9 protein-coding genes are annotated in these 12,189 nt (G+C 69.6%); 7 read left to right on the top strand and 2 right to left on the bottom strand.

Annotated elements, in window-relative coordinates; genetic code table 11:
* Window positions 1-421: 421 nt before the first annotated feature.
* Entirely contained in the window at window positions 422-1,417 is a 996-nt protein-coding gene (locus P3102_RS28010) for an LLM class flavin-dependent oxidoreductase (protein ID WP_276371379.1), read from the bottom strand.
* A 194-nt stretch (window positions 1,418-1,611) separates the two neighbouring features.
* On the opposite strand from P3102_RS28010, the gene P3102_RS28005 reads away from it, so the two are divergent.
* Window positions 1,612-5,406, top strand: coding sequence for a helix-turn-helix domain-containing protein (locus P3102_RS28005; protein ID WP_276371377.1), 3,795 nt, complete (start codon window positions 1,612-1,614; stop codon window positions 5,404-5,406).
* 399 nt (window positions 5,407-5,805) lie between these two features.
* Here the strand turns inward: P3102_RS28005 and P3102_RS28000 are convergent, their stop codons facing one another.
* Window positions 5,806-7,920 (bottom strand): AAA family ATPase, encoded by a 2,115-nt coding sequence (locus P3102_RS28000; RefSeq protein WP_276363075.1) that lies wholly within the window; start codon window positions 7,918-7,920, stop codon window positions 5,806-5,808.
* Between the two features lie 122 nt (window positions 7,921-8,042).
* On the opposite strand from P3102_RS28000, the gene rsmD reads away from it, so the two are divergent.
* From rsmD to P3102_RS27970, 6 genes are all read left to right on the top strand, one after another.
* Window positions 8,043-8,597, top strand: a complete 555-nt coding sequence (gene rsmD, locus P3102_RS27995) for a 16S rRNA (guanine(966)-N(2))-methyltransferase RsmD (RefSeq protein ID WP_276363073.1) — start codon at window positions 8,043-8,045, stop codon at window positions 8,595-8,597.
* Between the two features lie 54 nt (window positions 8,598-8,651).
* Window positions 8,652-9,134, top strand: a complete 483-nt coding sequence (gene coaD, locus P3102_RS27990) for a pantetheine-phosphate adenylyltransferase (RefSeq protein WP_276363072.1) — start codon at window positions 8,652-8,654, stop codon at window positions 9,132-9,134.
* A gap of 99 nt (window positions 9,135-9,233) precedes the next feature.
* A complete protein-coding gene (locus P3102_RS27985) occupies window positions 9,234-9,926 on the top strand; it encodes a ribonuclease domain-containing protein (protein WP_276363070.1) in 693 nt (230 codons plus the stop codon).
* Between the two features lie 67 nt (window positions 9,927-9,993).
* Window positions 9,994-10,509 carry a SigE family RNA polymerase sigma factor gene (locus P3102_RS27980; RefSeq protein ID WP_276363069.1) on the top strand — a complete coding sequence of 172 codons (516 nt, stop codon included), beginning with the start codon at window positions 9,994-9,996 and terminating at the stop codon, window positions 10,507-10,509.
* Window positions 10,509-11,276: a hypothetical protein gene (locus tag P3102_RS27975; protein WP_276363067.1), complete on the top strand. Its 768-nt coding sequence runs from the start codon at window positions 10,509-10,511 to the stop codon at window positions 11,274-11,276. Before P3102_RS27980 ends, P3102_RS27975 begins: the two co-directional genes overlap by 1 nt.
* 120 nt (window positions 11,277-11,396) lie before the next feature.
* A complete protein-coding gene (locus tag P3102_RS27970) occupies window positions 11,397-12,122 on the top strand; it encodes a DivIVA domain-containing protein (protein WP_276363066.1) in 726 nt (241 codons plus the stop codon).
* Window positions 12,123-12,189: the final 67 nt, after the last annotated feature.

Here is a 12,189-nt window from a genome sequence, read left to right as displayed (position 1 = left end):
GGGGTGGGGGCGGTCGCGATCGGTCCTCAAGGGTGGCGGCGACCGGCTCGCTTCAGTGTCATGAAAGGGTCGTTCAGGCGGGTTTTCGTTCTGAACGACCCTTACCTGACATGCGGCGGGTGCTGCCTCGCCCACCGGCCCGGGGTGCCACGTGTCGTAGAGGTCCGTGAGGTCCTCCTTGCCTGCTCTCAAGGTAGGCAAGGAGGCCTTCTTGGGCGCAGGAAGGCTTCCGGGCGCCATGAAAGGTCCTTTACTTGCGAATTTTGCAAGTAAAGGACCTTTCATGGCACGAGATGGCACGAGATGGCACGAGATGGCACGGGACGGCGGTCAGCGCGTGAAGGCCCCTTCCTCGCGTCAGGCGCGAGGAAGGGGCCTTCAGGTACTCAGCCGGGGGGAGGGGCCTTCACGCGAGCGGTTCTCAGCGCGCCAGTTCCGCCACCAGCTCGTAGGACCGCACCCGGTCCGCCTGGTCGTGCACCATGGTCGTGATCATCAGCTCGTTCGCGCCCGTGTCGGCGAGCAGCGTCTCGAGTCCCTTGTGGACGGTTTCGGGCGAGCCGATGATGCTGCTCGCGGCCCGGTCCTCGATGAACACGCGCTCGATGTCGGTGTACGGGTAGGCCGCGGCCTCTTCCGGCGTCGGCAGCGGGATGGGGCGGCCCTTGCGCAGGCTCAGGAACGTGAGGCCGCTGGGAGCGGCCAGGTACTGGGCGCGCTCGTCGGTCTCGGCGGCGACCACGGAGACACCGAGCATCACGTACGGCTCGTCCAGGACGTCCGACGGTTTGAACGCGTCACGGTAGAGCGCCACGGCGGGAAGCGTGTTCTCGGCGCTGAAGTGGTGCGCGAACGAGAACGGCAGGCCCAGTTCGCCCGCCATCCGCGCGCTGAAGCCGCTCGACCCGAGCAGCCACACCGGCGGCTTGTTGCCTTCGGCGGTCACGGCGTTGACCGCGCGCTGGTCGGAGTGCTCGAAGTAGGCCAGCAGTTCCGCGAACTGCTGCGGGAAGTTCTCCGCGGAGAGCCCGCCCGGGCCGCGCAGCGCCAGCGCGGTCCGTTGGTCGGTGCCCGGCGCGCGCCCGATGCCGAGGTCGATCCGGCCGGGGTGGAACGCCTCCAGGGTGCCGAACTGCTCGGCCACCACCAGTGGCGCGTGGTTCGGCAGCATGACCCCGCCGGAGCCGACCCGGATGCGTTCGGTGGCGGCGGCGACCTGGCCGATCATCACGGCGGTCGCGGAGCTGGCGATGCCGGGCATGTTGTGGTGCTCGGCGAGCCAGTACCGGTGATAGCCGAGCGCCTCGGTCCGGCGCGCGAGGTCGAGGGTGCTGCGCAGCGAGTCGCGCACACCGCCGCCGGCCACGACGGGCGAGAGGTCGAGCACGGACAGCGGGATGTCAGGCAAAGAGGTCACGCTGCGGTACAACGCGGCGGGTCCCCGATCCCTTCCCGTGACGTCGAGCACCTGGCAAGCGATCGAAATCAACCGACTCGATGTACCCGGTACGCGCCGGAGTTCCACTCTTTCCACGGTACGGTGGCCCCGAATGCGACCGTGGGAAAACCACTGAAAAGAAAGGATCGAGGGTGCCGCGTCCGGAGCGACCTTTGGATCCCGGGGACGATCCGTTACTGGAGTTCGCCGCCGATCTCCGGCGGCTGCGGGAGAAGGCCGGAAATCCGACGTACCGCGAGCTGGGCAGGCGTGCCCATTACTCCGCGGGCACCCTCTCCGAAGCCGCCGGCGGGAAGAAGATGCCCAGCTTGGCGGTCACGTTGGCCTACGTCCGGGCGTGCGGCGGTCCCGAGGAGGAGTGGCAGGCCCGCTGGCATGAGGTGACCGAGCGGACGCGCACCGGAGTCAGCGATTCACCGGTTGCCCCGCTGAATGGGGAATCGGCCCCTTATATCGGCCTGACCGCATTCGGACCCGAGGACGCGAGCCGATTCTTCGGTCGCGAACGACTTGTCCGAAAACTCCTCACCCGGCTTTCGGACCAACGATTCTTGGCCGTTCTGGGCGCTTCCGGTTCCGGTAAGTCGTCCTTGCTCCGGGCAGGTCTGCTCCCGGCGGTGGGTGAGACGTCCGTGACCCTGCTGATGACCCCCGGTTCGCGGCCGTTGCAGGAGTGCGCCGTCCAGTTCGGCGCCGCGCTCGGGCTGGCGCCCGGCGGGCTGCTCGCCGAGTTCACCGGACATCCGCGCAACCTCGGCCTCGCCGCCCGTCAGCTGGTCGCCGACCGCGAGGGTGACGTCGTGCTGGTCGTCGACCAGTTCGAAGAGGTCTTCACGCTCTGCCAGGACGCCGACGAGCGGGCCGCCTTCCTGTCCGCGCTCGTCACCGCGACGACCGAACCGGAGAGCCGGACCAGGGTCGTCCTCGGCATCCGCACCGACTTCTACACGCACTGCGCCCGGCATCCCGAGCTGGTCGAGGCCATGCAGGACGCGCAGATCCTCGTCGGCCCGATGAGCACCGAAGAGCTGCGCCAGGCCATCTCGCGGCCGGCCATCGACGCCGGGTACCGCGTCGAGAACGCGCTGGTCTCGCGGCTCGTCGCCGACGCGACCGGGCAGCCCGGCGTACTGCCCCTGCTCTCGCACGCGCTGCTGGAGACCTGGCGCCGCCGCCACGGCAACACCCTCACCCTCACCGGTTACGAGTCCACCGGCGGGATCGAACGGTCGGTCGCGCAGACCTCCGAGCACACCTTCACCGCGCTGAGCGAACACCAGCAACGGCTGGCGAACCAGATCTTCCTGCGGATGACAGCGCTCGGCGAAGGCACCGAGGACACCAAACGCCGCATCACCCGCGACGAGGTGGACGCGGACGACCCGGACGTCGCCGTCGTGCTGGACAGGCTGGCGTCGTCACGGCTGGTCACCCTCGACGACAACGGCATCGAGATCGCGCACGAGGCGCTGATCCGGGGCTGGCCGCGCCTGCGCGAGTGGCTCGCCGAGGACCGTGAGGGCCTGCGCGTGCACCGTCAGCTCACCGAGGCGACCGACGCCTGGGAATCGGTCGGCCGCGACGACGGCTGGCTCTACCGCGGGGCGCGGCTGTCCATCGCCAGGGAATGGGCGGCGGAGCACGACAGCGCGCTCTCGCAGCGCGAACGCCGGTTCCTCGACGCGAGCGTGGCGATCGAAAACCACGAACAGACCGTCGCGCGCCGCCGCACCCGGCGGCTGCGCCAGCTGGTCGCGCTCCTGGCCGTGCTGCTGGTACTGGCGACGGCCGCGATGGTGTACGCCGTCCGGGCCGAACAGACCGCGACGAGCCAGCGCAACAACGCCCTCGCGCAGAAGGTCGCCGGGCAGGCCATCGAGATGCGGCCGACGAATCCGGCGCTGGCCGCGCAGCTCGCGCTGGCGGCGTACCGCGTCGATCCGAGCGTGGACACCCGCGGCAGCGTGCTCGGGATGTTCGAAACGCCGTACTCGACCACGGTCAGCGGACACGGCCACCGCGTCAACGCGGCCGCCCTGCGCGGCGACGGCCGGGTGCTGGTGACCGGCAGCTGGGACCACACGGCCAAGCTGTGGGACGTCGGCGACCCCCATCGTCCGAAGGAACTGGCCACGTTGTCCGGGCACACCGAGAACGTCAACTCGGTGGCGTTCAGCGCCGACGGTGGCGTGGTCGCGACGGCGGGCTGGGACAAGACCGCGCGGCTGTGGAACGTCGCCGATCCGGCCCGGCCCGTGCCGGGCGTGGTGGTCGGGGAGCATCCGAGCCGGGTCAACGCGGTGGCGTTCAGTCCGAAGGCGGCGGTGCTCGCCACCGCGGACGGCGGCGGCACCGTGCGCCTGTTCGACGTCCGCGATCCCGCGAAACCGGTGCTCGCGGCCACCCTCACCGGGCACACCGGCAACGTCAACGGTCTCGCCTACGCCCCCGACGGGCGGACGCTCGTCTCGACCGGCGCCGACAAGACCGCGCGCCTGTGGGACGTCGCCGATCCGGCCGGGACGAAGCCACTCGGCGTGGTGAACGGGCACACGGCCGGGATCCACTCCGCGGCGTTCGGCCCGGACGGCCGGACGCTCGCCACCGCGAGCATCGATCAGACCGCGCGCCTGTGGAACGTGGCCGACCCGCTGGCGCCGTCACCGCTGGGGACGATGGCCACGCACCGGACCATCGTGCGGTCCGTGGCGTTCAGCCCGGACGGGTCGACGCTGGTCACGACCGGTTTCGACCGCGCCGCGCGGCTGTGGGACATCACCGATCCCGCGACGCCACGCGAAAAACCGGCGCTCCTCGGGCACACCGCGGCCGTGGTCTGGTCGGTGTTCTCCCCCGACGGCCGCACGCTGGTGACGGCGAGCGACGACCAGACGGTGCGGCTGTGGGATCTGCCGGGGCCCGCGATCAGTGGTCCGGCGAGGTCGGCCTGCCGCGCGGTCTACAGCTCCGACGGAAAACTGCTGGCCACCGGCAGCCAGGACGGGGTGGTGCGCCTCGTCGACGTCGCCGACGTCCGGAACCCGCGCGAGCTGGGCAAGATCGCGGGTTTCGGCGAAGGGGTCTGCGGTCTCGCGCTCAGCCCGGACGGCCGGACGCTCGCCGCCGGCTCCTGGGACCACACGATGCGGCTGATCGACGTCACCGATCCGCGGAAGCCGGTCGACACCGGCGTCTTCTACCGGCCGGACGAGGAGATCGACCCGGTCGCGTTCAGTCCCGACGGCCGGACGCTCGCGACCGCGGGCAGCGGGCACACGGTGAAACTGTGGGACGTGGCCGACATCCGGCGGCCCGTCGAACTCGCCACGCTCACCGGGCACGAGGACGACGTCCATTCGATCGCGTTCAGCCCGGACGGCCGCACCCTGCTGAGCGGCGGCTGGGACCACACCGCGCGGCTGTGGGACATCTCGATGGCGAAGGCTCCGAAGCAGCTCTCGGTGCTGGAGGGGCATTCCGACACGGTGTTCTCGGTGGCCTACAGCCCGGACGGCGAACTCGCCGCCACCGGGAGCGCCGATCGCGCCGGCCGGCTGTGGGACGTGACGAATCCGGCGGCTCCCCGGCAGGCGGCGCTGCTGTCCGGGCACACCGACAACGTCATCTCGGTCGCGTTCAGCGGGGACGGGAAGACTCTCGCGACCGGCAGCTACGACCGGTCCGTGCGACTATGGGACGTCTCCGATCCGGGAACGGTCCGGGAGTCGGCGAGCCTGACCGACGACGTCGATCGGGTCAACGCGGTGGCGTTCGCTCCCGACGGGCACACCCTCGCGGGTTCCGTCGCGGACGGCAGCGTGCGGTTGTGGGAAACCAGCCCCGAACGGGCCGCCGAACGCATCTGCGCGACCGTGTACCCGCGGATCACGCCCGACGAGTGGGAACAACACCTGCCGGGCCTCGACTACCGGCCTCCGTGCCCGTGACCACGGCCGATCCGTTGTTCGGCGTTGTTGTTCGGTGAAACGGCCGTGACACCGAACAACGAAGAGACGCTAGAAATACCCCTGGACGTGCGCTGCGTCCCCACGTCGTTCACTCACCGGGGGTCTGAAGGGCTCCTTCAGGGCATTCACCAGTGTCCTGAAGGAGCCCTTCAGCTTTTTCGCGCCCCGATCACGCGAGTTACGCGCCCAATCACGTGTGTCGCGTGTCCAGTCACGCGAGTTGCGCGCCCAATCACGCGTGTCGCGTGTCCAGTCAGGCGTGTCGTCCGTTCGATCACGCGAGCTGTCCTGTGCCGAACAAGCGACCTCACGTGATCAGACGGACGACTCACGCGATCAGACGGCGAACTCACGCGATCGGGCGGCGCACACGCGGGATCAGGCGGCCGGGATCCAGTCCGGGTTCGAGGCCAGGACGGTCAGTTGCTGGGTCGCGCGGGTCAGCGCGACGTACAGCACGCGACGTCCGGTGGTCGATTCCGTGATGAGGTCGTTGGGCTCCACGAGGACGACGGCGTCGTACTCGAGGCCCTTGGAGTCGAGGCTGCCGACGACCTTGAGCCGCTCGTCGAGGAGTCCGTCGAGCCAGCCCTCGACCTCGGGCACCCGGTGCATGGCGGTGATCACGCCGACGGTGCCTTCGACGGCTCCCATCAGCTCCTTCACCGCGGCCTGCGTCGCCGCCTCCAGCCCGGCGGCCTCGACCGGCCGGACCTCCGGCGTGATACCGGTCTGCCGCACCGCGCGCGGGAGTTCGCCGGCCTCGGCGTGCCCGGCGACGACCTTCGCGGCCAGGTCGAAGATCTCCGCCGAGTTCCGGTAGTTGGTGCGCAGGGTGAACCGGCGCCGCGTCGTCTTGAGGCCGAAGGCCTGGTCACGTGCCATCGCAGCCTCGGCCGGATCCGGCCACGAGCTCTGCACCGGGTCGCCGACCACGGTCCAGCTCGCGTACTTCCCGCGCCGCCCGACCATCCGCCACTGCATCGGCGAGAGGTCCTGCGACTCGTCGACGACCACGTGCGAGTACTCGTCGTAATGCTGGGGCCGGGTCGGGGCGCCGCCGCGCTCCGGGTCGACCTCGATGCCCTGCCTGCCCTTGCGCCGCTTCGGCGGCTCGCCGAGCAGGACGCGCAGCTCGTCGAGGAGCGCGACGTCCGCGATGGTCCAGCCGCGCGAACGGTCGGCGAAGTCGGCCGCGAGCAGGCTGATCTCGCTGCGGTTGAGCAGGCCCTTCGCCGCGGCGGCGAGCCGCTTCTCCGCGCCGAGCCACCGCAGGATCTGCGCCGGGTACAGGGTCGGCCACCAGACCACCAGGAAGCGGTGGAACTCGATGCGCTCACCGAGTTCGGTGATCAGTTCGGCCTTGTCGAGCTGACGGCCGTCGTCCTTCGCGTGCTGGTCGGCCTTCGCGGCGAGCGCGTCGAGCAGCAGTTCGGCGGCGCGGATCCGCGACCGGTTCGGCGGACCGCCCGCGGTGTGCACCTTGCGGCGCACCTTGTCGAGTTCGCGCGCGTTCAGCCGCAGCACCTCGCCGCGGTAGACGATCTTCATGTCCTCGGGCGCGTCCTCCGGCGTGTCCCGCAGCGCGCGCAGCAGGATCTTGCGCATCCGCAGCGAACCCTTGATCGCGGCCAGTGGCGCCGGGTCCTGACGGGTCGCTTCGAGGCCGTCGAGGACCTCGCCGAGCGCGCGCAGTTCGACGTTCGTCTCACCCATCGACGGCAGCACCCGCGAGATGTAGCTGGTGAACACCCCGGACGGGCCGATCACCAGCACGCCCGCGCCGCCGAGCTGGCGGCGGTGGCGGTAGAGCAGGTACGCCGCGCGGTGCAGCGCGACCGCGGTCTTGCCGGTGCCGGGACCGCCGGTGATCTCCGTGACCCCGCGCCACGGTGCCCGGATGACCTCGTCCTGCTCCTTCTGGATGGTGGCGACGATGTCCCGCATCTTCTCGCCGCGCGACCGTCCGAGCGCGGCCATCAGCGCGCCTTCGCCCACGATCTGCATGCTCTCGGGGACCGCGTCGGCGATCAGGACGTCGTCGTCGACGTCGAGCACCGTCTGGCCGGAGCACCGGATCACCCGGCGCCGGACGACGTCCATCGGCTCCTCGGCCGTCGCCTGGTAGAAGGCCGCGGCCGCGGGCGCGCGCCAGTCGGTGACGAGGTTGTCGAACTCGGCGTCGCGGATGCCGAGACGGCCGACGTAGATGTGGTCTTCGTCGAGATGGTCGAGCCTGCCGAAGACCAGGCCTTCGTACTCCGCGTCGAGGGTCTGCAGGGTCTGATTGGCGTGATACACCATCATGTCCCGTTCGAACAGCATCGACGCCTGCTCGAAGATCGCTTCCCGCCCGGCGCCATGGCCGATCTCATAGCCCTTGGTACGCATGGCCTCAGCCTGGGCTCGCAGTTCGGCGAGCCGGGTGTAGACGGTGTCCACATGGGCTTGCTCGACGGCGATCTCGGCCCGTCTGACCCGAGGTTCGGACACGCAACGCTCCTAAACGCTTCTATCGCCTCCGAGGGCGAAGGACGACTCTACGCGAGCTGGGCGGCGGCTTCACCAAGTCCCGGCCAACGTCACGGCGGACGGCGTTGAGGCACGATGCTGGCATGACCAGGATCGTGGCGGGGACCGCGGGCGGCAGGCGGTTGAAAGTCCCTCCGAAGGGCACGAGGCCCACGTCGGAGCGCGTGCGCGAGGCGCTGTTCAACGCGCTGGAGGTCGCCGGCGAACTGCAGGGGGCGCAGGTCCTGGACCTTTACGCCGGTTCGGGCGCGCTCGGGCTTGAGGCGTTGTCCCGTGGCGCGTCGGGCGCGCTGTTCGTCGAGTCGGACCGGCGCGCGGTCGACGTGCTCAAGGGGAACGTCGCCGCACTGGGGCTCGGCGGCACGGTCCGGGCCGGAGCCGTCGAATCCGTCGTCGCCGCTCCGGCGCCGGAAACGTTCGACATCGTCCTCGCGGATCCGCCGTACGCTGTGGATTCCACCCGCCTGGGGGAGGTCATGGCCGCGCTCGCGGCGGGCCGGTGGATCACGGACGGGGCGCTGCTGGTGATCGAACGGGCCGCGCGGGACGGCGAGCCGGACTGGCCGCCGGGTTTCGCGCCGGCGCGGACGAAACGTTACGGCGACACGGCGCTCTACTGGGCCGAATATCGGGTGTGAGACGGCGCACGGATCACCGCGCAGGTGCCCCTTCTCCTTGGTAGCGTCCGCGCCATGCGGCGTGCGGTCTGTCCCGGGTCCTACGACCCGGCCACCAATGGACATTTCGACATCATCGAGCGGGCGGCCAAGCTGTTCGACGAGGTCGTCGTCGCCGTGGGGGTGAACAAGAGCAAGAAAGGCTTGTTCACCACCGAGGAGCGGATGGACATGCTGCGCGAGATCACCGCGAAGCTGCCGAACGTGCGCGTGGATTCCTGGCAAGGCCTCCTGGTCGACTACTGCCGCGAAAACGACATCATCGCGGTCGCGAAGGGGCTGCGGTCGGTCAGCGACTTCGACTACGAGCTACAGATGGCCCAGATGAACCGGGAGCTGACCGGGCTCGAAACCCTGCTGATGGCGAACAACCCGGCGTACGGGTTCGTGTCGAGCTCGCTGGTCAAAGAGGTCTCCGCGCTCGGCGGCGACATCGAACACCTCGTCCCGCCGATAGTGTTCAAGCGCCTCATGGAGAAACACTCCGCACGAGGTTGACCCGAACGGTCGAAGCCGTTGGCCGGCCGACGGTGAACGGCGGTGAAGAGTTCATCTCGGCGCCTTCTGGCGACTACACGATCGAGTTACGGTCCGAAAATGACCGACAAACGATCGCGGATCGCCGCCGCGCTGCTCGTTCTGCTTGTCACGTTCTTCGGCGGGCTGAGTGCCGCGCAGGCCACGGCCGCCCCCGTCTCGATCCCGCAGAACCCTTGCGGGGATCTCACCGGGTTCAGGCACGTGTCGCTCTCGTCGCTGCCCGCCGAGGCGACGACGACCTACAACCTCATCCAGAAGGGTGGGCCGTACCCGTACCCGAACAACGACGGAACGGTCTTCTCGAACCGGGAGAACATCCTCCCGAAGTGTGCTTCGGGCTACTACCACGAGTACACCGTCCCGACGCCCGGCTCGTCGAACCGCGGCACGCGCCGCATCGTCACCGGGACCGGCGGGGAGTACTTCTACACCGGCGACCACTACAAGACCTTCTCCGTGATCGACGTCAACGGCGCGCCCGCCCCGAAGTGCGGTGACACCTCGAAGCTGGCGAAGGTCGGCTACTCGACGCTGTCCTCGGCGGCGAAGTCCGTGGTGGACGAGGCTCGCGGCGGCGCGACCGGCACGGTCTACGAGAACCGCGAAGGCGTGCTGCCCTCGTGCGCCGCCGGTTACTACCAGCTGTTCCCGGTGGGCACGAGCGACCGCGTGATCTCGGGCAAGGGCGGCGAGATCGTCTACACGCCCGATCGCTACGCGACCTTCAAGCTGGTGAATCCCGGCGCTTGATCCCGCCATGCAACGCCACGTGCCTCCTCGTCCGTGAGATACACCGGAACACGGAAGAGGAGGCACGATGCGGTCTGGGGACGATGCGAGCTTCAGGGAGTTCGCCAGAGGCAAGGCGCTGCCGCTCAGACGGACGGCGTACCTGCTCTGCGGCGACTGGCATCTCGCGGAGGATCTGGTCCAAACCGCGCTCATCCGCCTGTACCGGGTCTGGCCGAAGGTCAGCCGGAAAGGGCCCGTAGACAACTACACGAGGCAGATCCTGTTGCGCTGCTGGCTCGATGAGCGGCGACGACCGTGGCGGAGCAGAGAGAACCGCGACGGCGTCGTCCCCGAAGAGCCTTCAGTCCCGGCTGATGCCGGCATCTCGGATTCGTTGCTTCGCGCCCTCTCCGAGGTTCCACCGAAACAGCGCGCCGCCGTCGTGCTGCGCTACTGCGCCGATCTCCCGGTCGCGGAGGTCGCCGTCGCGCTGCGCTGTTCGGAAGGAACGGTCAGGAGCCAGGCCGCGCGGGGACTCGACGTCCTCCGCGCGGCCCTGCAGAGACAGCACGACGAGGCTGTCTCCGGGAGGAGCGCGTGATGGACGAACTCGAAGACAGGTTGCGCGGGATCGAACTGGCCGAGCCCCCGCTCGGCTTCGATCCGGACGAGGTCGCCGGGACGGCGGCGAAGAAGGTGCGGAACCGGCGGGCGGTGGCGTTGACCGGGGTCGCGACGCTGGCGGTGATCGCGGCGGCTGTGGTCTTCGTGGCACCGGGAGGCGGCCCTGAGCGGCTCGCGCCCGCCGCGTCGTCGCAGCAGGCCCCGCCCGTGCCGAAGGACGATCTCCAGCACCTGAAGGACGTGGTGCCGAAGGTGATCGTCGGCGCGAAGGACATCGAAGTGGGGAACTTCGAGGGGTACGAGGACCTGAAGACCTCGGCGATCAGGTACACCGACGAGGAAGGGAGGCCGCGAGGCGTCAACCTCACGATCAGCGGTCCGGCGAGCACCAAGGACGGATATCCGCGCGAAGACCGGTGCGACCCGGGGAAGAGGCCCGACGGTATCGGGTCGGACCGTAAGCCGACGCGGTGCGTGGAACTTCCCCAGCCGGACGGGAACTTCGTCGTGATCTCCGAAACCGCGCCGAAGCCGGCGGACGGGACGGAAGGCGACATCATCGTCGGCCAAGGCTTCTCGGTCAGAAATCCCGTCACCCGCAACGCGATCGCCTTCCGGCCCGGTGGCGGCTCGGTCAGCGTCTTCGACCTCGGCACGCTGGACGACGCCGACCGCGATCGCCCGTCCCTGACCGACCAGCAGCTGCTGGCGCTGATCCTGGATCCGGCGTTCGTCCCGAAGTGATCATGGCGGGCGGTACCGGGCGGGACACGCCCGGTACCGCGCGCTTTCACCCCTAACGGCGGTCATGAGGGCAAACTGAGCACAGGGAATAGTGGGGATCGCTGTAGGTAGGGAGTGGCCGTGTACCGGGTTTTCGAGGCGCTCGACGAGCTCGTCACCATCGTGGAGGAAGCCCGCGGCGTGCCGATGACCTCCAGTTGCGTCGTACCGCGCGGGGAGGCCCTCGAGCTGCTCGACGACATCCGCGACGCCCTTCCGGGCGAAGTGGACGACGCGCAGGACGTCCTCGACAAGCGGGATCAGCTGATCCAGACCGCCCGTACCGAAGCGGCGGAGACGATCACCACGGCGAACACCGAGGCCGACCGCACGGTCGCCGACGCGCAGGCCGAGGCCGAGCGCATCCTCGCCGACGCCCGCGCCCGCGCCGAGCAGATGATGAGCGACGCGCACGGTGAGGCCGAGCGCATGGTCGCCGCCGGACAGGCCGAGTTCCAGAACCTCACCGACCGCTCCCGCGCGGAGTCGGAGCGGATGATCCAAGCGGGCCGCGACGCCTACGAGCGCGCCATCGAGGACGGCCGCGCCGAACAGGCCCGGCTCGTCGCCCAGACCGAGGTCGTCCAGGCCGCGCACGGCGAGGCGGCCCGCATCGTCGACGAAGCGCACATCGAGGCGGACAAGCAGCGCAGCGATTGCGACGCCTACGTCGACGGCAAGCTGGCCGAGTTCTCCGAACTGCTGGCGACCACGCTGCGGACGGTCGACTCCGGGCGCAACCACCTGCGGTCCCCGGTCCACCTGCCGGGCAACAGCCGGACGTCGCTGTACGACTACCAGTCCTGATCGCCTGGGCACCTCAGGTACAGGAAAGGCCCCCTTCGCCGCGCTAGACGCAAGGAAGGGGGCCTTT

The sequence above is a fragment of the Amycolatopsis sp. QT-25 genome (assembly GCF_029369745.1).
In the GTDB taxonomy this organism is placed as follows: Bacteria; Actinomycetota; Actinomycetes; order Mycobacteriales; family Pseudonocardiaceae; genus Amycolatopsis.
The sequence above is the reverse complement of the archived record's forward strand: the minus strand, read 5'-3'. Positions and strand labels throughout refer to the sequence as shown.